We start from the raw sequence: 20042 nt of genomic DNA, 5'->3' as shown, positions 1-20042 counted from the left end.
GGCGTCGGCTGAGACGCTACACCTCTGCAGGTTTGGCGGCTGGCTGCCAAAGAATCTCCGCAATCCCCTGCCGCCGCGCAATCAGCCGCGCTGCCACAAACAACAAATCCGACAACCGATTGATATACGCCAGGCCAACCCCGGCCAAAGGCTCGATCGCATTCAGATGCTGACAGCGCCGCTCGGCACTCCGCGCCAGGCTGCGGCACACATGCGCCTGCGCAATCAGCATCGAACCACCCGGCAGAATGAAATTCTCCAGCGGCCCCAACTCCTCATTCCAGACGTCGATCGCCGCTTCCAGACGCTCGATTTCCGCCGCGTTCAGCGCCTGATATTGCGGCATCGCCAACTCGCCGCCCAAATCAAACAAGCGATGCTGACAAGGCGCCAACACCTCGATCAATTCATTCAGCCCCGGAGTGGCCTCGCGCTCGGCAAGCAACCCGGCCAGCAACACGCCGACCTGACTGTTCAGCGTATCGACCTCACCAATCGCTTCGATGCGCGGATGATCCTTCGGTACGCGGCGGCCGTCGCCCAGGCCGGTTTCGCCTTTGTCGCCGGTGCGCGTGTAAATCTTCGACAAGCGAAAGCCCATGGGTTACCTCGGAAGTTGATTAATTTCAGCCGCGATGGCCGGTGGTGGCGCCAGCGGCAGGCGCAGGGTGAAGCATGTGCCCTGACCGGGCGCCGACTGCACTTCCATCTGGCCTTTGTGATTGTTGGTGATGATGAAGTACGACACCGACAAGCCAAGCCCGGTGCCCTGACCGATTTCCTTGGTGGTGAAGAACGGCTCGAAGGTGCGTTTGCGCACACTCTCGCTCATGCCGATGCCGTTGTCCTCGACCTGAATCTCGGCCCACGGCGGATTGAGTTTGGTGCGCAGAATAATGCGCCCCGGCTCGCTGTCATCTTCACGCTGGTGAATCGCTTGTGCGGCGTTTTTCAGCAGGTTGAGCAGTACTTGTTCCAGCTCGTTGGCAGTGCCGGGCACCGGGCCGAGCGCCGGGTCGAACTGGCGCACAATGGCTTGACCCTTGAAGTCGAAACCGATCGCCAGATCGAAGTCGTTGCCGGCGATTTCCACCGCTTGATCGATCAGCGCCGGCAGGTCGCACGGTGCCATTTCCCGAGTGCTGCGACGGCTGAAGCTGAGCATGTGCGTGACGATTTTCGCCGCGCGCGCACCGGCCTGTTGAATGCCGTCGAGGAGTTTCGGCACTTCGCGGCCTTGCAGGTAACGGTTGACGGTATCGAGTTCGATGCCCAGTTGTTCGGCGGTTTCGATGTTCTTCGGCAGATCTGCTGAAAGGCGTCGACGGATGTTTTGCACGTTGTGCAGGATCGCGCCCAGCGGGTTATTGATCTCGTGGGCCATGCCCGCCGCGAGTCCACCGACCGAAAGCATCTTCTCCGACTGCACCATCATTTCTTCCAGCGACAAACGCTGGGTGATGTCATCGATGCGGATCACCACGCCACGTCCGGCGCCACCCATCAGCGGATAAAACGTCAGTGCGTAATGCTTCGGCTCGTCGTCCTTGAACCACGTCACCCGTTCGATTTTCGCCACCGTGTGTTGTTCGACGGTTTGCTTGAGCTGCGGCAGAAACGGTTTCAATGGTTCGAAGGCGAGGAAGATCGGCTGGTTCAGCGCTTCGTCCAGACGTGTGCCGGAAAGGGCGCTGGCCTCCTGATTCCATTGGGTGACGTAGAGCTGTTCGTCGAGGGCGATCAGTGCCGAGGGCATCGAGTCGATGATGCTGTTGAGGTAGTTCTGGAAACCGGTGAGCTTCTTCTCGATTTTGCTGCGTACCTGAACTTCCAGTTCCAGTTTGCGGTTGGTGTGGCGGGTTTCCTCGGCCAGACCTTGAGCCTGATCGTAGGCGGCTTGCGAGTCGTCGCGGGCGCGTTTGAGCTGCTGCTCGCGGGCTTCGATGCGCGAAAGCATGGTGTTGAACGCTTCGGCGAGGCTGCCGATTTCGTCGTGGTTGCCGCGTGAGGCACGCAGCGCGTAGTTCTCTTCGCGGGTGACCTGACGCGAGAGTTCTTCCAGTTGATGGATCGGCCGGGTGATCAGGCGTTTGATCTGGCGGGCAATCACCAGCCACAACAGCACGCTGAAAATCAGAATCCCAAGACTCGCGGTCAGGGTGCCGGTGTAGAACGCCATCGGCAGTTCGCTGCTCGCCACCAGCAACAGATGGCCGGGCGCGGTGCCGGGGCGGGGCAGGGTGATCAACTGGTTGCTGCGAAATTCGGTGAGTTGCCAGGCTTCGATGTGCCGGTAGCGTTCCGGCAATTTCAGTTTGTCGCCGCGCTGCACCTGCGCGAGGCGTTCGCCTTTGCCGTCATAGATGGCAGCGGCGCGTAATGGCGAATAGCTGTCGAGCTCCTTGAGCAGGCGCTCGGCGCTCTCCGGTGATTGCAAGGACTCGCTGACCAGACTCGGGTTGGCGATCAGTCGGCCGATGGTCTGCAACGCCTGCGGCGCCATGCTTTCCTGGGAAATGTAGTAGGCGGCGCTGATAAAGGTCAGGTTGGCGACCAGCAACACAGTGGTCAACAGTACCAGCAGAGCGGCCAGCAGTTTCTGGCCGACCGGCAGGTTTTCGAGGCGCTGGCGCAATGGCATCAGGTTTATCGCAGCAGAGGAACAAGTGGCCAGCGTAGCCGCTGCTCAGTCGCTGGGCAATCCAAGGCTGTGCAGATGCGCGACGAGGCGCTGCTGCAATTGGTTGAGGTGCGGCAGATTCAATTGATGGCGCGTGGCGACTTTGCAGGCGTGGCCCAATAGATAGCTGATTTCGGTGCGGCGCTGGTTGGCGACGTCCTGATACATCGACGAGTAATTGGCCGCCGTCGCCTGAATCACCCGTTCGACTTCTTGCTGCAGGTTCTCAGCGGCAGCGGGTTGGCCGCAGTGCTGCAACAACTCGGCGAGTTCGGCACACAGCGTGGCGACTTCGCAGTGATGATCCTGCAAACCACCGTTGCGGCAGTGGTGCAGCACGGTCAGTGGATTGATCGCGCAGTTGAGCGCCAGTTTGCGCCACAGCCGCGTGAGGATGTCGGTGCTCCATTCGTGGGGAATGTTCGCGGTTTGCAGATCGTCCAGCCAGATCGGCGCAACCGGTTGAGTGACATCGCCCAGCCAGGTGAAGCCGTGACCGGCGAACACCACGCGCCAGTCGCCGTCGCGAAACGCGCCTTCGGTGCTGGACGCGCTAATGCAGCGCGCTTGCGGAACGCGCGTGGCGACGGCGTCCTGACTGCCGAGGCCGTTCTGCAACAGGATCAGTTCGGCATCCGCTGTCAGGCGCGGAGCGAGGCGGGCGATGGCACTTTCGGCGTCGTAGGCTTTGCAGGCGACCAGCAGTCGGCGAATTGGCTCAGGGCTGTCGGCGGTTTCGCCCGGCACCGCATACGTGCTGGCCTGGCCGTGTTCGACGAGCGTTAGCCCGCCGGCCGCTTCATAACTGCGCAGGCGTTCGGCATCGCGCACGATCAATTTCACCGGCAAACCAGCCCGGGCCAGACGCGTGGCCCACAGTGCGCCGAGGCTGCCGGCGCCGAGGACGTGCCAGGCGGTCGACATCAGTTTTTTGCTCGATTGCGTACAGGCATGTGCGGCTCGCCGTGTTCGTAGGAAAAGACCCGTTATAATGAGCCCGATTTTAACCGCAAGCCAAGCGCGCTCCATCCTCATCGAGCGCGCCTTTTTATTGGAGAGATTACATGCCGTCGTTCGACGTGGTATCCGAACTGGACAAACACGAACTCACCAACGCGGTCGAGAACGCCGTGAAGGAACTCGATCGTCGTTATGACCTGAAAGGCAAAGGCAGCTTCGAGTTCAAGGAAAAAGACCTGACCGTGAGCCTGACCGCTGAAGCCGGGTTCCAGCTCGAAGCGATGATCGAAATCCTCAAGCTGGCGCTGGTCAAGCGCAAGATCGATGTGCAGTGCCTTGAGGTCAAGGACGCTTACGCATCGGGCAAGCTGATGAAGCAGGACGCCGTCCTCAAGGAAGGCATCGACAAAGAACTGGCGAAGAAAATCGTCGGCCACATCAAGGATGCCAAGCTGAAAGTGCAGGCCGCCATTCAGGGCGAGCAAGTGCGCGTGACCGGCAAGAAGCGTGATGACCTGCAAGAAGCCATCGCTGCACTGCGTGCCAAGGAATTCGGCATGCCGCTGCAGTTCAACAACTTCCGCGACTAAGCCCGGTCAGATGACCTGTGGGAGCGAGCTTGCTCGCGAAAGCTCTATGTCATTCAGCATTGAGTTGACTGACACACCGCCTTCGCGAGCAAGCTCGCTCCCACATTGATTTTGTATACCCCCGGCGGTTTCTGCCGCTTATCTTTCGCGTGCCGAATGGCCGGAAATCAGGAGATAGAAGATGGATTTGAATGCTGAGGTAGACCAGTTGGTCAAGGCATCCCAGGCGTGGATCCCGATGATCATGGAATACGGCAGCCGCGTGCTGCTGGCAGTGATTACCCTGGCCATCGGCTGGTGGCTGATCAACAAGGTCACGCAAAAACTCGGCGGTCTGCTGGCTCTGCGCAATGCTGACCTGGCATTGCAAGGTTTTATCAGCAGCCTGGCCAACATCATTCTCAAAGTGCTGCTGATCGTCAGCGTCGCGTCGATGATCGGCGTGGAAACCACCTCGTTCGTTGCGGCGATCGGTGCTGCCGGTCTGGCCATCGGTCTGGCGTTGCAGGGCAGCCTGGCGAACTTCGCCGGTGGCGTGCTGATTCTGCTGTTCCGTCCGTTCCGTATCGGTGACTGGATCGAAGCGCAGGGCGTGGCGGGTACTGTCGACAGCATCCAGATCTTCCACACCGTGCTGCGTACCGGCGACAACAAGACCATCATCATGCCTAACGGCAACCTGTCGAACGGCATCATCACCAACACCAATCGTCAGCCGACCCGTAAGGTTGTGTTCGATGTGGGCGTTGATTACGAAGCCGATCTGCAAAAGGCCCGTCAGGTGCTGCTGGATCTGGCCAACGACGAACGCATTCTGCAAGACCCGGCGCCGCAGGCGGTAATTTCGACGCTGGGTGACAGCGCGATCACCGTTTCCCTGCGTGTGTGGGTTAAAACTGCAGACTACTGGGACGTGATGTTCATGTTTAACGAGCAGTCGCGTGATCGTTTAAAAACCGCTGGTATTGATATTCCTTTTCCGCAGCGAACCATTCGCGTAGTTCAGGAAACAGCGGCGCAGTAACAACCTTGATACCTGGCTTTGCAGTCAGTTAATCAATAAAGACCCAAGAGCTGTTCGCACTCTTGGGTTTTTTATGGCCGCCATTAAAGTTCGCCAGCTAATAGATAGCTGACTAATCTTTGTCATTCGAATGCAGTTAAGCCAGGCATAAAAAAACCGCCCACCTGAATCAGGTGAGCGGTTCTTGTTTAGAGCAGAGCTCTACAGTACTTCAGCTGTGCATCCCTATTAGAGGATGTTCAGTGGGTACTCAACGATCAGACGCACGTCGTTGTTGTCAGACGAGTAGCCGCTGTAAGCACCGTTCGAACGGTACATGGCATAACGCAGACGGAACGACAGGTCTTTGGCTGGACCTTCTTGCAGAACGTACTTGGACTCGGCGTTCCACTCGTTCTCTTTACCTTCACCCAGACCGTTGGTCTCGATGTTGTCACCCATCACGTAACGGGTCATGAAGCTCAGGCCAGGAACGCCGTAGTCTTTCATGTTGATGTCGTAGCGAGCCTGCCAGGATTTCTCTTCGCGACCCACGAAGTCGGAGATCTGGATGGAGTTGGCTACGAAGATTGTGCTGTTACCGTCAACGCCATAGTAGTAAGCGTTGTCGCCGCTCGACTGCTGGTAGGCAACGGTGAACTTGTGCGCGCCCAGGCTGTAAGCAGCGGCCAGGGACCACAGGTTGTTGTCCACACCCAGAGTGCCGTCACCGATGGCGTCGACCAGGTCACCACGGCTGTCGCCCTTGGTTTTGTAACCGTTCAGGTCGAAGTTCAACGACTGAGTGTCGTCGATCGGCAAGGTGTAGTTCAGGTTGATGTAGTACTTCTTGAAGTAGTCATCAGCGTCGGAAGCAGCCAGTGCACCGGTGAAGTTGTCGGTGAAGGCGTAGCTGGCACCAAAGATATTGATGTTGGTCAGGCCTTTGCCGCCGTTACCGTTCTCATCAGGCAGACCGCCGATGCTGTCACGGCCCATACCGGTTTGCTTGCTCAGGGAAGTGAAGCGACCTGCGCTCAGTTCCAGACCTTTGATCTCTTTGGAAGTGATCAGGGTACCGGTCGCGACTTCTGGCAGCAGACGGCTGTCATCGGTAGCGAACACTGGGCTGGCAACAAATTGCTGGCCGTATTTCAGGGTGGTGTCGGAGAGACGGAATTTAACAGCGCCGCCGATTTTGCCCTGGGATTTTTCCGGGTTGCCGTCGCTGTCGCTGGCGAACAGGCCGTTACCGCGGTGGCCCGAGCCGCCGTCCAGTTTGACCGAACCCATTGCCATGGCGTCGAGACCGAAGCCGATGGTGCCTTGAGTGAAGCCCGACTCGTAAGTCAGCAGTTGGCTGACACCGGTGTCCTGGCGATAGCCAGCAGTACCGGAAGAGCCGTTGCCTGCACCGTTTTTAAAGTCACGGTTCATGTATTCCATACGAGTCTTCAGTTTCAGACTCTGGTCGCCGAAGAAACCTTTGGAATCATCCTGAGAAGACGCCACTGCGAACTGCGAGGTGCCTGCTGCAACAGCCAGTGCGATCATGCTCCACTTCATCACGCGCATCGTGATTTGCTCCTTTGGTTTTTAGAAGAGTACTGCCGTCCCACCTGTTTTATTATCTGGGCGGCTCTTTCTTTTTGTGTCGGCGCAAACTTATATCACGCCGACAATGTTGGCGATACTTGCGAATCTAACGTTTCACCTTCTTTACGACGCTGTCGCAGATGGCTTTGTAGAGGTCGCAAATTCACAGTACCGATGCAATCGGGTCTACAACTTTCTCGCTGTTTTTCTAGCCTTTTGCATCGCTAAAAAAGAGTCCCTGGCAAAACACTTGAATCTCCATCGGGCAACCCTGCCACTGTTTTTGTTGGGCTTGAGGCATCCACATCGTGTGGTGCGCTTATAGTCCATATGTGTACGAATGCAACAAGCGTGCACAAACCGCAATGTCGGTGCGGTTATTTTTCTGAACAGCGCGTGTTACCTGTAAAAACCTTATAAATACGGGGCGCCAAGCCCCTTTCTACAAGGGCTTGACGCCATTCCGGCTATCGTGTTGCCAAGGCATCGGCCGCGTGCGACAGCCAAAAACGTTACCGGTTCACCCCGCCAGTGAGTATTCGGCGGATGCTTCGACGCCTGAGCGTAGACGCACTGTGCGGTTTTGGTGCAAAAAAAATTACACCCTGTCCTGTAATCACACAGTCCGGCATGTGGGTAATCTAGAACGCCTCAATGGTTTTCAGTCATTTACGCGTATTCGTTATCCCTCTCGGTTCCGTGCTGGTGCAGGGCGCCAATAAATGTCACATGTCGGGGCGTTCGGCGAAAGCGCCGTAGGGCACAGCTGTCGTGAAGACTGGCGTATTCGCGGTATGCTTCCGGTCTGTCGCTTGGTGCGCTGCCCATCGGGCTGGCCGCTAAGCTGAATATGTCGATCAGCCGGGAGTGCGCGCAGTGTTTGCTTTAGATTCACGACTTCAACAGGACACGCTGACCATCGGTGACTTCCCGCTCTGCCGCCTGTTGCTGTCCAACGACAGCAACTATCCATGGTTCATCCTGGTGCCTCGTCGCGACGATATCAGCGAGTTGTTTCAATTGGATGTCGCCGATCAGCAGCAGTTGTGGCTGGAAACTACCGCACTGGCCGAGTTGCTCAAGGACTTGCTGGATGCGGACAAAATGAACGTGGCAACACTGGGTAATGTTGTCAGCCAGTTGCACATGCATGTGATTGTGCGCAAACGCGATGACGCCGCCTGGCCGGCGCCGGTCTGGGGCAAACACCCGGCCAAGCCATACAGTGCCGAGCAGGTTGCCGCGATTCGCGAGCGCTTGCGTCTGGTGTTGACCGAAGACTTCACGTTTCTGGAGGGCTGAAGCATGAGCCTGGAACAACGCGTTACCGATCTGGAAAGCCGTCTGGCGTTTCAGGACGACACCATTCAGGCGTTGAACGACGTGCTGGTCGCGCAGCAGCGCGTAGTCGATCGTCTGCAACTGCAGATGGCGGCGCTGCTCAAGCGTCAGGAAGAAATGGTCGGGCAGTTCGAGTCTTTTGAAGAAGAGGCGCCACCGCCGCACTATTAAGGCTTTTCTGAAGGCATAAAAAAACCGCGAACAGCCAGGCTGCTCGCGGTTTTTTATTGCCTTGGATCAGCGACGCGGCAGAGCAGCAATCACGTCCTCGGCTTGCAGGCCTTTGTCCCGGTTCATCACCGAGAACTCGACGCGCTGGCCTTCGACCAGAACGCGGTGGCCTTCGCCACGGATTGCACGGAAGTGCACGAAAATATCATCGCCGGAATCCCGGGAGATAAAGCCGAAGCCTTTGGAAGTGTTGAACCACTTGACGGTACCGGTATCACGATTGGTCATGTCATAGCTGGTTGGCGCGGCAGCAGGTGAAGAACGATAGAAGCTGACGGCCAGGTGCAGAACCACGGCAACCAGAGCGATCACCAGGGTGAACAGCACGGCTGGCTGGCCGGCGATGACAGGCATCGGCGCGATCAGGGTCAGGGTTTGCAGGACAACGGTCAGTACCAGAAGCGCGCTGACGAGGTTTTGCAGATGCTGACGCGGGCCTTTGTTCCAGTAAGGAATCACCGGGGCAATGATCAGGTTCAGCAGGCCGAAAAAGGCCAGGTAAAGTGCATCGGGTTGTTGCAGGTAGGGAACGGCTTCGGATTTCAAGCTAGGTATGAACGACAGCAGCAAAGCCGCTGCGCCCATTAGCAGGTGGACGATTTTCAACATTTTAATTGGCTCACGTTTATGACGGCTCACAAGGAAGAGCTGAAGGCGCACGGTTCGCTTCGGAACAAAAATAAGAGGCGTTGGACACGTACACGGCATCAGCCTATGCGCAACACCCCGAAAAATGGGGCATGGCGACACACTGCCTATTTAACAGCAAAGCCTGCGGCTACTCAAATCAGCCCGGCCAGCGGCACAGCGTCGGTCGATTTGTCGCAGCGTCTGTGGCCAATCAAGGCTGCGAGGTGTGGTCAGCCTTGCTAGAGTGGGTCTGCACCTGTTGGATGAATTCAATCGCCGTTAGGGGGTAAACATGGCAATCGATATCGGTATCAGTGAAGAAGACCGCAAATCCATCGTTGAAGGACTGTCGCGACTGCTGTCCGACACCTACGTGCTGTATCTCAAGACCCACAACTTCCACTGGAACGTCACCGGCCCGATGTTCCGTACGCTGCACCTGATGTTCGAAGAGCAATACAACGAACTGGCGCTGGCCGTGGATTCGATCGCCGAGCGCATTCGCGCGCTGGGCTTTCCGGCTCCGGGCGCCTACGCGACGTACGCGCGTCTTTCTTCTATTAAGGAAGAAGAGGGCGTGCCGAGCGCCGAAGACATGATCAAGCAACTCGTCGCTGGCCAGGAAGCGGTGACCCGCACCGCACGCGGCATCTTCCCGTTGCTCGATAAAGTCAGCGATGAGCCGACCGCCGACCTGCTGACTCAGCGCATGCAGGTGCACGAAAAAACCGCGTGGATGCTCCGCGCGCTGCTCGAAGGCTGATCGAAGCGCGCCTGTAATCGTTGGGTTGCAGGCGCGCTGTCCAGACTCTTACTTGTTGCGTTGGCTTATCCTACGTGGCGGGTCAACAAGTCGTCTGGCTATAACTTTGCGTCTGCGTTTTTATGGAGGTCACAGGAAGTGGCTTTGAAAATCCGCAGAGATGGCAAAGGAGTGTCAACGATATGGAAGATGCAGACAGGCGCAACGACAGGGTTGTCGTGCCGCCCCATGAACTGATCGTCGATCCGTTCGTCAATGAGTTCGACATGGCATTGATCCGGCCGCTGTCGCGATCCGTGCGTTTGAATGGTTACGCCACCTGCCTGCGACTGGAGCAGGTGTACTGGAACATCCTCGCCAATATGGCGGCCAATAATTGCTGTTCGATCAGTTCGCTGTTGTCCCACGTCGACCGCGAGGTGCAGTTGCGTCACGGCGGAGTGAAAAATTTCAGTGCGCTGGTGCGGGTGGTCTGTGTGATGAACAGCGGCCGGGAGGTGGCGCCGGCCATCGCGGTCTGAACAGTGACGGTTGCAAGCGAGGTCGCGGCCCGTGCAGTCTTACGGCTGCACAGGCCGCATTTAATGGATATAATCCCGCTCTTTCGCCGCAAAGCCCTGCGCGCGGTAGCAATCTGATCGCCGAGACACCTCCATGCCGATGTACGATTACCAATGTGCTTCCTGTGGTCATCAGTTGGAAGCCATTCAAAAGATCAGCGCTGCACCGCTGGTCGACTGCCCTGCCTGCCAGGCGCCAGAGCTCAAGAAACAAATGTCCATGCCAGGCTTTCGCCTCAGCGGCAGCGGCTGGTACGAAACCGATTTCAAGACCGGCGCCAAGAAGAACCTGGCCGGTGGCGACAAATCTGACTAGGGTTCAGGCCCAGGTCGAACGACACGCGTGAGTGTCCCGATGGCGCACACAGTTTGAGTGCGGCGGGATCTCCACCGAATTTCGAATTACGAGAAGCGAAACCACTACCATGATGCGCAGCCATTATTGCGGCCAACTGAACGAAAGCCTGGAAGGTCAGGAAATTACCCTTTGCGGATGGGTTCACCGTCGTCGCGACCACGGCGGGGTGATTTTCCTCGATATCCGTGATCGTGATGGTCTGGCCCAAGTGGTATTCGATCCGGATCGCGCCGAGAGCTTCGCCGCCGCCGATCGCGTGCGCAGCGAATACGTCGTGAAGATCACCGGTAAGGTGCGTCTGCGTCCGGCCGGTGCCACTAACGCCAACATGGCGTCGGGCATGATCGAAGTGCTGGGTTATGAGCTGGAAGTGCTGAACGAGTCGGAAACCCCGCCGTTCCCGCTGAACGAGTTCTCCGACGTCGGCGAAGAAACCCGTCTGCGCTATCGCTTCCTCGACCTGCGTCGTCCGGAAATGGCCGAGAAGCTGCGTCTGCGTTCGCGCATGACCACCAGCATCCGTCGCTTCCTCGACGAAAACGGCTTCCTTGACGTTGAAACACCGATCCTGACCCGTGCCACCCCTGAAGGTGCGCGTGACTATCTGGTGCCGAGCCGTACTCACGCCGGTTCGTTCTTCGCTCTGCCGCAATCGCCGCAACTGTTCAAACAACTGCTGATGGTTGCCGGTTTCGACCGTTACTACCAGATCGCCAAGTGCTTCCGCGACGAAGACCTGCGCGCTGACCGTCAGCCAGAATTCACCCAGATCGACATCGAAACCAGCTTCCTCGATGAAAAAGAGATCATGGGCCTGACCGAACAAATGATCCGCAACCTGTTCAAGGAAGTGCTGGATCTGGAATTCGGCGAATTCCCGCACATGACCTTCGAAGAAGCCATGCGCCGCTACGGTTCCGACAAGCCAGACCTGCGTATTCCGCTGGAACTGGTCGACGTCGCCGATCAACTGAAAGAAGTTGATTTCAAAGTGTTCAGCGGCCCGGCCAACGATCCGAAATGCCGTATCGCTGCGCTGCGCGTACCAGGCGGCGCAAGCATGCCACGCAAGCAGATCGACGATTACACCAAGTTCGTCGGCATCTACGGTGCCAAGGGCCTGGCGTACATCAAGGTCAACGAGCGCGCTGCCGGTGTTGAAGGTCTGCAATCGCCGATCGTGAAAAACATCCCGCTGGAAAACCTCAACGCCATCCTCGATCGCGTTGGCGCCGTTGACGGCGACATCGTGTTCTTCGGTGCCGACAAGGCCAAGATCGTCAGCGAAGCTTTGGGCGCACTGCGTATCAAGCTCGGTCACGACCTCAACCTGCTGACCTGCAAGTGGGCACCGATGTGGGTTGTCGACTTCCCGATGTTCGAAGAAAACGACGACGGCAGCTTCTCCGCGCTGCACCACCCGTTCACCGCGCCGAAGTGCTCCCCGGAAGAACTGGAAGCCAACCCGGCCGGCGCGCTGTCCCGCGCGTACGACATGGTGCTGAACGGTACTGAACTGGGTGGCGGTTCGATCCGTATTCACCGCAAGGAAATGCAGCAAGCGGTATTCCGCCTGTTGGGTATCAACGAAGCGGAACAGGAAGAGAAATTCGGCTTCCTGCTCGACGCCCTGAAATACGGTGCGCCGCCGCACGGTGGTCTGGCCTTCGGTCTCGACCGTCTGGTGATGCTGATGACCGGCGCCCAGTCGATCCGTGAAGTGATCGCCTTCCCGAAAACCCAGAGTGCTGCTGACGTGATGACGCAAGCGCCGGGTGTCGTGGATGCCAAGGCACTGCGCGAGCTGCACATTCGTTTGCGCGAAACGCCAAAGGCTGAGTAACACGGGCCTGAAGGCGCATCTTCGGATGCGCCTTTTTTCTATCTATAGAAAGCAGGTCGAGATTTTTTGTGTGCTGGCCGCTGCATGAGCAGGGCGGGCAACGTTTCAAAGAGAATTCGGAGCGAGTTATGGCTGGTCATTCCAAGTGGGCGAACATCAAGCACCGCAAAGAACGTCAGGATGCCAAAAGGGGCAAGATCTTCACCAAGTGGATCCGCGAACTGACCGTTGCGGCCCGTCAGGGCGGCGGTGATCCGGGCTCCAACCCGCGTCTGCGTCTGGCGCTGGATAAAGCGCTGAGCGCAAACATGAGCCGCGACATCATCGACCGTGCCGTTGCACGTGGCGCCGGTGCGACCGAAGCGGACAACGTTGAAGAGCTGACCTACGAAGGCTACGGCCCGGGCGGCGTAGCGGTGTTGGTCGAGTGCATGACCGACAACCGCAACCGTACCGCCGCAGCCGTGCGCCATGCGTTCAGCAAGTGCGGTGGCAACCTTGGCACCGACGGCTCGGTGGCCTATCTGTTCGAACGTAAAGGCCAGATCAGCTTTGCGCCGGGCGTCGATGAAGACGCACTGACCGAAGCGGCGCTGGAAGCCGATGCCGATGACGTGGTTGCACACGAAGACGGTTCGATCGACGTGTTCACCTCGTTCACCAGTTTCTACGCGGTGCGTAACGCGCTGGAAGCGGCCGGCTTCAAGGGTGATGACGCAGAAATCGTCATGCAGCCGACCACCAGCGCCGAGCTGGATCTGGAAGGCGCGGAGAAGGTGCTCAAGCTGATCGACATGCTTGAGGATCTGGACGACGTGCAGAACGTCTACTCCAACGCGGACATTCCGGAAGACGTGGCTGCTCAGCTCGGATAAGAGCGACTAGTCTTCAATGTGGGAGCGGGCTTGCTCGCGAAGGCGGCGTATCAGCAAACATCAATGCTGAATGACACACCGCTTTCGCGAGCAAGCCCGCTCCCACAGTTGTTTTTTGTTGTTATGTAAATCGTGTTTTTTCAAAACCGCAGGCGTTATGACTTTAATTCTTGGTATCGACCCCGGTTCGCGCATCACCGGTTACGGGATTGTTCGTGATACCGGGCGTGGCGGCTGTATCTATGTGGCTTCCGGCTGCATCCGCACCGGTGCGGGCGAGCTACACGAACGGCTGCAAATCGTTTATCGCGGCGTGCGTGAAATCATTCAGACCTACGGCCCGGTCACCATGGGCATCGAAAAAGTCTTCATGGCGAAAAACGCCGATTCTGCACTGAAACTCGGTCAGGCCCGTGGCGCGGCGATTGTCGCTGGCGCCGAAGAAAGCCTGGAGATCGCCGAGTACACTGCGACTCAGGTCAAGCAGGCCGTGGTGGGCACCGGCGCCGCCAATAAAGAACAAGTGCAGATGATGGTCATGCACATGCTCAAGCTGACCGCCAAACCGCAAATCGATGCATCCGACGCCCTGGCCATTGCCATTTGCCACGCGCACACCCGCTCCAGTCTGCTGCCGCACGGCTTGGGCACTGCACGCAGTCGTGGCGGGCGCCTGCGTCTCTGATAGCATCAGCATCAAATTTCCCGAAAGCGGATGCTTGCGCCTGTGTCGTCGGCCCGAAATCCGCGTTTCGACAGTCGCCAGCCCACGGTTGGCCAACGCTCAAGGATCTGAAACGTGATTGGACGCTTGCGCGGCACCCTGGCTGAGAAACAGCCGCCGCACCTGATTCTGGATGTAAACGGCCTCGGGTATGAGCTGGAAGTACCGATGACCACGCTTTATCGTCTGCCGTCGGTCGGTGAACCACTGACCTTGCACACCCATTTGGTCGTACGCGAAGACGCGCAACTGCTCTATGGTTTTTCCGGTAAACGTGAGCGAGACTTTTTTCGCGAGTTGATCCGTCTCAATGGTGTCGGGCCAAAACTGGCCCTGGCGTTGATGTCGAGTCTGGAAGTCGACGAGTTGATCCGCTGCGTGCAATCCCAGGACACCTCGGCGCTGACCAAGGTGCCGGGCGTTGGTAAGAAGACGGCCGAGCGCTTGCTGGTCGAGCTGAAAGATCGCTTCAAAGCGTGGGAAACTTCGCCGGCGATGTTTGCGCTGGTGCCGAATCAGCCGGATGGCCCGGCGCCGGTCAATACCGCCGAGAACGATGCCGTCAGCGCGTTGATTTCCCTCGGTTACAAACCGCAGGAAGCGAGCAAGGCGATTTCCGCGATCAAGGACAAGAATTTGAGCAGTGAAGACATGATCCGCCGCGCCCTGAAGGGAATGATTTAAGTGATTGAAGCTGATCGTCTGATCGCCGCCGCGCACAGCCCGCGTGAGCGCGAAGAAGTCCAGGATCGGGCCATTCGCCCGGTCAGCCTGGCCGACTATATTGGCCAGCCGACCGTGCGCGAGCAGATGGAATTGTTCATCCAGGCCGCGCGTGGCCGCAGTGAATCCCTCGACCACACGCTCATCTTCGGCCCGCCGGGCTTGGGCAAAACCACGCTGGCCAACATCATTGCCCAGGAAATGGGCGTGTCGATCAAGAGTACCTCGGGCCCGGTGCTTGAACGTCCGGGTGATCTCGCGGCATTGCTGACCAACCTTGAACCGCACGACGTGTTGTTCATCGATGAAATCCATCGCCTGTCGCCGATCGTGGAAGAAGTGCTGTACCCGGCGATGGAAGATTTCCAGCTCGACATCATGATCGGCGAAGGGCCTGCGGCGCGTTCGATCAAACTTGATCTGCCACCGTTTACCCTGGTTGGCGCCACGACGCGTGCCGGCATGCTGACCAATCCGCTGCGTGACCGCTTCGGTATCGTCCAGCGTCTTGAGTTCTACAGCACTGCCGATCTGTCGACGATTGTCAGTCGTTCGGCGGCTATTCTCGGTTTGCCACTGGATCCGGAAGGAGCCTTTGAAATTGCTCGCCGTGCCCGTGGTACGCCGCGTATCGCCAACCGTTTGTTGCGGCGCGTGCGTGATTTTGCTGAAGTCCGCGCCAAAGGGCACATCACCAAATCGGTTGCCGATCTGGCGTTGAACCTGCTGGACGTTGATGAACATGGCTTCGACCATCAGGATCGACGTCTACTGTTGACCATGATCGAGAAGTTCGACGGCGGGCCGGTCGGTATCGACAGTCTGGCGGCGGCGATCAGCGAGGAGCGGCACACCATTGAAGACGTGCTGGAGCCGTACCTGATTCAACAGGGCTACATCATGCGTACACCACGGGGCAGGGTGGTGACCCGGCATGCGTACCTGCATTTCGGTTTAAACATCCCGTCACGAATGGGCGAAATGCCCGTGGCAGACGAGTTTCTCGATGCCGTGGACGATTAATACACATTTGTTGTCGATTTATTCAGGGTTTGTACTGTCAGACGACGGTACTTTTGCGTTAAAGCTTTGAAACCATGAAAAACAGTTGCCTGGCCGGATTGGCAACCTGAGGAGTAAGCACTAGAGTATGCGCGCGCAAAACGGGCTTGGGCCGTTCGCACATCGTTGTCGCGTTTATTACGAGGACACCGATGCGGGCGGCATCGTGTATTACGTTAATTACCTCAAGTTTATGGAACGGGCTCGAACCGAGCGGCTGCGTGAACTGGGCTTTGCCCAATCGCAGTTGGCAGGGGAGGATCTGTTGTTTGTCGTGCATTCCAGCGAAGCGCGTTACCACGCGCCGGCGCGACTGGATGACGAACTGCTGGTAAGCGCTGAAGTAATCGAATTGAACCGTGCCAGCCTGCGCTTTAAACAGCAGGCCAGGCGGGCTACGGATAATGTGCTGCTCTGTGAAGGGCAGTTTTTGGTGGCCTGTGTGCGCACTAACAGTTTGAAACCCCGGGCCCTTCCCGAAGACTTGCGTGCGGCCTTTGCCGACGCGGTCGGCCCGGGTACACACTCAAAGCAGGAGATAAAGCGTGGAAGCTAACGTCGTCGACCATTCCTCCATGTGGAGCCTGGTCAGCAATGCCAGCATCGTGGTGCAGTTGGTAATGTTGACCCTGGTGGCCGCATCGGTGACCTCATGGATCATGATCTTTCAGCGCAGCAATCTGCTGCGTGCCGGTCGACGCGCCCTGGAGAGCTTCGAAGAGCGCTTCTGGTCGGGTATCGATCTGTCCAAACTGTACCGTCAGGCGGGCAGCAACCCGGATCCGGATTCGGGCGTCGAGCAAATCTTCCGCGCCGGTTTCAAAGAGTTCTCGCGTCTGCGTCAGCAGCCAGGTGTCGACCCTGAAGCGGTGATGGAAGGTGTGGCCCGTGCCATGCGCGTTGCCATCTCCCGTGAAGAAGAGAAACTCGAGCAGAGCCTGCCGTTCCTCGCCACCGTTGGTTCGGTCAGCCCGTACATCGGTCTGTTTGGTACTGTGTGGGGCATCATGAACTCCTTCCGCGGTCTGGCCAGCGCCCAGCAAGCAACCCTGGCCACTGTGGCCCCGGGTATCGCCGAAGCCCTGATCGCCACCGCGATCGGTCTGTTCGCCGCGATCCCTGCGGTTATCGCTTACAACCGTTTCGCCGCTCGCAGCGAAACCTTGCTGGGCCGCTACTACACCTTCGCCGATGAATTCCAGGCGATCCTGCACCGCAAAGTGCACACCAGCGAAGAATAAGCAGGTAATTTCCAATGGCTTTAATCGCTCGAGCTCGCAAAAAGCGCAAGCCGGTCGCCGAGATGAACGTGGTGCCTTACATCGACGTGATGTTGGTGCTGCTGGTCATCTTCATGGTGACCGCGCCGATGCTCAATCAGGGCGTGAAAGTTGATCTGCCCAAGGTTTCCAGCGAAGCCTTGCCGCAGGACAACAACACGCAAGTCCTGACCATTTCGATCAAGGCTGACAAGACCTACTACTGGAACCTTGGCAGCGAAGTCGATACCGAGAAGCAACAGGACAGGGCCATGACCCTGCCGCAAATGACCGACGCGGTGACCAAGATCATTCGTGCCGGCACCGAAGGCGGCAAGCGTACCCAGGTCTTCATCCGCGGTGACAAGACCGTCGATTATGGTTCCGTCATGGGCGCCATGGGCGGGTTGCAGAAAGCCGGGGTCGGTAATGTTGGTTTGATTACCGAGGCCCCCTGATGCAGCAACAGCGAGAGCCGTCCGCCTCGGAAAGCTACTTCTGGCCTAGTGTTCTGGCAATTGTCCTGCACGTGCTGGTGTTCGGCATGCTGTTCGTCAGTTTCGCCTTTACACCAGAGCTGCCGCCGGCCAAACCGATTGTCCAGGCGACCCTGTACCAGCTGAAATCGAAAAGTCAGGCAACCACCCAGACCAATCAGAAGATTGCGGGTGAGGCGAAGAAATCCGCCGCGCGTCAGACCGAAGTCGAGCAGATGGAGCAGAAAAAGGTCGAGCAGGAAGAGATCAAGGCTGCGGCGGAACAAAAGAAAGAAGAAGCGGCTCAAAAAGCCGAGGAAGCCAAGAAGGCCGACGAGTCGAAAAAAGCGGACGAAGCGAAAAAGGCTGATGAAGCCAAAAAAGCCGACGACGCGAAAAAGGCTGAGGCGAAAAAGGCAGAAGAGAAACAATTGGCTGATATAGCCAAGAAGAAAGCCGAAGACGAAGCCAAAAAGGCTGCTGAAGAAGAGGCCAAGAAAGCGGCCGCTGAAGAAGCCAAGAAGAAGATTGTCGAAGACGCGAAGAAGAAAGCCGCCGACGACGCCAAGAAGAAAGCTGAAGCTGACGAGGCGAAGAAGAAAGTCGCCGACGAAGCGAAGAAGAAAGCTGCTGCCGATGCTGCGAAGAAGAAAGCGCAGGATGCGGCACGTAAATCGACCGAAGACAAAAAGGCTCAGGCCTTGGCCGATTTGCTTTCCGACACGCCGCAGCGCCAGCAGGCTTTGGCGGATGAGCAGGGTGACGAAGTCGCGGGCAGTTTCGATGACCTGATTCGTGCGCGAGCAGCAGAAGGTTGGGCTCGACCACCTTCGGCACGTAAAGGCATGACGGTCGTGTTGCAAATCGGCATGTTGCCGGACGGTACGGTGACTTCGGTCAGCGTGTCCAAGTCCAGCGGCGACGGTCCGTTTGATGCTTCGGCAGTGGCGGCAGTGAAGAATATTGGACGTTTGACAGAAATGCAGGGAATGAAGCCGAGCGATTTCGCTCCGTATCGTTCATTCAAGATGACATTCACACCTGAGGATCTAGCCTTGTGAGAAACCTTCTTCGAGGAATGCTGGTCGTGATCTGCTGCATGGCAGGGATCGCGATGGCTGATGAAAAGAACATTCTGGTTACCAGCGGCAGTGATCGGGCTACTCCGATCGCGGTTGTACCGTTTGGTATGCAGGGCGGTGCCGTCCTGCCGGACGACATGGCTGAAATCATTGGTAACGATTTGCGTAACTCGGGCTACTACTCGCCGATTCCAAAGCAAAACATGATCAGCCAGCCAAGCCAGCCGAGCGAAATCATCTTCCGTGACTGGAAGGCGGTGGGAGCTCAATACATGATGGTCGGCAGCATTGCTCCAGCCGGCGGTCGCTTGCAGGTGCAATGGGCGCTGTTCAACGTTGCCACCGAGCAGAAAGTGGCTGACGGCAGCGTCTCCGGTACCACGGATCAAATCCGCGACATGGCGCACTTCATTGCTGACCAGTCGTTCGAAAAACTCACCGGTATCCCGGGTGCGTTCTCGACTCGCCTGCTGTACGTGACGGCCGAGCGTTTCTCCGAGAAGAACACTCGCTACACCCTGCAACGTTCGGACTACGACGGTGCTCGCGCCGTGACTCTGCTGCAATCGCGTGAGCCGATCCTGTCGCCGCGTTTCGCACCGGATGGCAAGCGCATCGCTTATGTTTCGTTTGAACAGCGCCGTCCGCGCATCTTCATGCAGAACATCGACACTGGTCGCCGTGAGCAGATTACCAACTTCGAAGGTTTGAACGGTGCACCGGCCTGGTCGCCGAATGGTGATCGTCTGGCGTTCGTCCTGTCGAAAGACGGTAACCCGGACATTTACGTGATGAACCTGGCTTCGCGTCAGATCACTCGCGTGACCGCAGGTCCAGGCATCAACACCGAACCGTACTGGGGCAAGGATGGTTCGACCATCTACTTCACCTCGGATCGCGGCGGCAAGCCACAGATCTACAAGACCAGCGCCAGTGGCGGCGGTGCGGAGCGAGTGACCTTCATCGGTAACTACAACGCCAACCCTAAATTGTCGGCGGATGAAAAGACCCTGGTGATGATCCATCGTCAGGACGGTTTCACTAATTTCAAGGTGGCAGCCCAGGATTTGCAGCGAGGTAGTGTAAAGATCCTCACTGATAGCACTCTGGACGAGTCGCCTACTGTTGCGCCCAACGGCACCATGGTAATCTACGCCACCCGCCAACAGGGCCGGGGAGTCTTGATGCTCGTGTCCATTAATGGACGCGTTAGGCTCCCGCTTCCTACCGCTCAAGGCGAAGTCAGAGAACCGTCCTGGTCCCCTTACCTGAAGTGAGCGGGCGCT

At 57.8% G+C, this 20042-nt stretch carries 22 protein-coding genes; 17 read left to right on the top strand and 5 right to left on the bottom strand.

Annotation, left to right across the window (positions count from 1 at the left end; all coding sequences use genetic code 11):
• Positions 1–16 precede the first annotated feature (16 nt).
• The 3 genes from KFS80_RS02775 to KFS80_RS02765 are packed head-to-tail and all read right to left on the bottom strand — an operon-like array spanning position 17 to position 3604.
• Positions 17–601, bottom strand: a complete 585-nt coding sequence (locus KFS80_RS02775) for a cob(I)yrinic acid a,c-diamide adenosyltransferase (protein WP_053123105.1) — start codon at positions 599–601, stop codon at positions 17–19.
• 3 nt (positions 602–604) lie between these two features.
• Positions 605–2641, bottom strand: a complete 2037-nt coding sequence (locus tag KFS80_RS02770; RefSeq protein ID WP_159812536.1) for a sensor histidine kinase — start codon at positions 2639–2641, stop codon at positions 605–607.
• 45 nt (positions 2642–2686) lie between these two features.
• The gene (locus tag KFS80_RS02765; RefSeq protein WP_212543898.1) at positions 2687–3604 is read right to left on the bottom strand and encodes a putative 2-dehydropantoate 2-reductase; all 918 of its coding nucleotides are present in this window, start codon (positions 3602–3604) and stop codon (positions 2687–2689) included.
• Between the two features lie 140 nt (positions 3605–3744).
• On the opposite strand from KFS80_RS02765, the gene KFS80_RS02760 reads away from it, so the two are divergent.
• On the top strand, positions 3745–4230 hold the full coding sequence (locus tag KFS80_RS02760; protein WP_007912755.1) for a YajQ family cyclic di-GMP-binding protein: 486 nt from the start codon (positions 3745–3747) through the stop codon (positions 4228–4230).
• 181 nt (positions 4231–4411) lie between these two features.
• Positions 4412–5254 (top strand): mechanosensitive ion channel family protein, encoded by an 843-nt coding sequence (locus tag KFS80_RS02755; RefSeq protein ID WP_053123098.1) that lies wholly within the window; start codon positions 4412–4414, stop codon positions 5252–5254.
• Positions 5255–5482: 228 nt separating this feature from the next.
• On the opposite strand, the gene KFS80_RS02750 is transcribed toward KFS80_RS02755, so the two are convergent.
• The gene (locus KFS80_RS02750) at positions 5483–6808 is read right to left on the bottom strand and encodes an OprD family porin (RefSeq protein ID WP_053123096.1); all 1326 of its coding nucleotides are present in this window, start codon (positions 6806–6808) and stop codon (positions 5483–5485) included.
• Positions 6809–7705: 897 nt separating this feature from the next.
• On the opposite strand from KFS80_RS02750, the gene KFS80_RS02745 reads away from it, so the two are divergent.
• On the top strand, positions 7706–8131 hold the full coding sequence (locus tag KFS80_RS02745; protein WP_053123094.1) for an HIT domain-containing protein: 426 nt from the start codon (positions 7706–7708) through the stop codon (positions 8129–8131).
• 3 nt (positions 8132–8134) lie between these two features.
• Complete coding sequence (locus tag KFS80_RS02740) at positions 8135–8341, top strand: SlyX family protein (protein ID WP_053123092.1); 207 nt, start codon at positions 8135–8137, stop codon at positions 8339–8341.
• 66 nt (positions 8342–8407) lie between these two features.
• On the opposite strand, the gene KFS80_RS27060 is transcribed toward KFS80_RS02740, so the two are convergent.
• Positions 8408–9010, bottom strand: coding sequence for a cold-shock protein (locus KFS80_RS27060; RefSeq protein WP_053123090.1), 603 nt, complete (start codon positions 9008–9010; stop codon positions 8408–8410).
• 313 nt (positions 9011–9323) lie between these two features.
• Between KFS80_RS27060 and KFS80_RS02730 the strand changes: the two genes are divergently transcribed.
• The 13 genes from KFS80_RS02730 (at position 9324) to tolB (ending at position 20033) form a co-directional block, all read left to right on the top strand.
• On the top strand, positions 9324–9794 hold the full coding sequence (locus tag KFS80_RS02730) for a Dps family protein (RefSeq protein WP_053123088.1): 471 nt from the start codon (positions 9324–9326) through the stop codon (positions 9792–9794).
• 182 nt (positions 9795–9976) lie between these two features.
• Positions 9977–10315, top strand: coding sequence for a ribbon-helix-helix domain-containing protein (locus tag KFS80_RS02725; protein WP_053123086.1), 339 nt, complete (start codon positions 9977–9979; stop codon positions 10313–10315).
• A 133-nt stretch (positions 10316–10448) separates the two neighbouring features.
• Positions 10449–10670 carry an FmdB family zinc ribbon protein gene (locus KFS80_RS02720; RefSeq protein WP_053123084.1) on the top strand — a complete coding sequence of 74 codons (222 nt, stop codon included), beginning with the start codon at positions 10449–10451 and terminating at the stop codon, positions 10668–10670.
• Positions 10671–10779: 109 nt separating this feature from the next.
• Entirely contained in the window at positions 10780–12555 is a 1776-nt protein-coding gene (aspS, locus tag KFS80_RS02715; protein ID WP_053123083.1) for an aspartate--tRNA ligase, read from the top strand.
• Between the two features lie 128 nt (positions 12556–12683).
• Positions 12684–13430 carry a YebC/PmpR family DNA-binding transcriptional regulator gene (locus KFS80_RS02710; protein ID WP_016983823.1) on the top strand — a complete coding sequence of 249 codons (747 nt, stop codon included), beginning with the start codon at positions 12684–12686 and terminating at the stop codon, positions 13428–13430.
• Between the two features lie 157 nt (positions 13431–13587).
• Positions 13588–14115, top strand: a complete 528-nt coding sequence (gene ruvC / locus KFS80_RS02705; RefSeq protein ID WP_008080220.1) for a crossover junction endodeoxyribonuclease RuvC — start codon at positions 13588–13590, stop codon at positions 14113–14115.
• A 114-nt stretch (positions 14116–14229) separates the two neighbouring features.
• A complete protein-coding gene (ruvA, locus tag KFS80_RS02700; RefSeq protein WP_053123081.1) occupies positions 14230–14838 on the top strand; it encodes a Holliday junction branch migration protein RuvA in 609 nt (202 codons plus the stop codon).
• Positions 14839–15900, top strand: coding sequence for a Holliday junction branch migration DNA helicase RuvB (gene ruvB, locus KFS80_RS02695; protein ID WP_053123079.1), 1062 nt, complete (start codon positions 14839–14841; stop codon positions 15898–15900).
• A gap of 127 nt (positions 15901–16027) precedes the next feature.
• Positions 16028–16495, top strand: coding sequence for a tol-pal system-associated acyl-CoA thioesterase (ybgC, locus tag KFS80_RS02690; protein WP_212543897.1), 468 nt, complete (start codon positions 16028–16030; stop codon positions 16493–16495).
• Entirely contained in the window at positions 16485–17180 is a 696-nt protein-coding gene (gene tolQ / locus KFS80_RS02685; protein WP_008080223.1) for a protein TolQ, read from the top strand. Before ybgC ends, tolQ begins: the two co-directional genes overlap by 11 nt.
• Positions 17181–17203: 23 nt before the next feature.
• Positions 17204–17656: a protein TolR gene (gene tolR / locus KFS80_RS02680; protein ID WP_161806672.1), complete on the top strand. Its 453-nt coding sequence runs from the start codon at positions 17204–17206 to the stop codon at positions 17654–17656.
• Positions 17656–18735, top strand: a complete 1080-nt coding sequence (tolA, locus tag KFS80_RS02675) for a cell envelope integrity protein TolA (RefSeq protein WP_053123075.1) — start codon at positions 17656–17658, stop codon at positions 18733–18735. Before tolR ends, tolA begins: the two co-directional genes overlap by 1 nt.
• 17 nt (positions 18736–18752) lie before the next feature.
• Positions 18753–20033, top strand: coding sequence for a Tol-Pal system beta propeller repeat protein TolB (gene tolB / locus KFS80_RS02670; RefSeq protein WP_172680149.1), 1281 nt, complete (start codon positions 18753–18755; stop codon positions 20031–20033).
• Positions 20034–20042: the final 9 nt, after the last annotated feature.

Source organism: Pseudomonas rustica, assembly GCF_018336155.1.
Taxonomy (GTDB): domain Bacteria; phylum Pseudomonadota; class Gammaproteobacteria; order Pseudomonadales; family Pseudomonadaceae; genus Aquipseudomonas; species Aquipseudomonas rustica.
The sequence above is the reverse complement of the archived record's forward strand: the minus strand, read 5'-3'. Positions and strand labels throughout refer to the sequence as shown.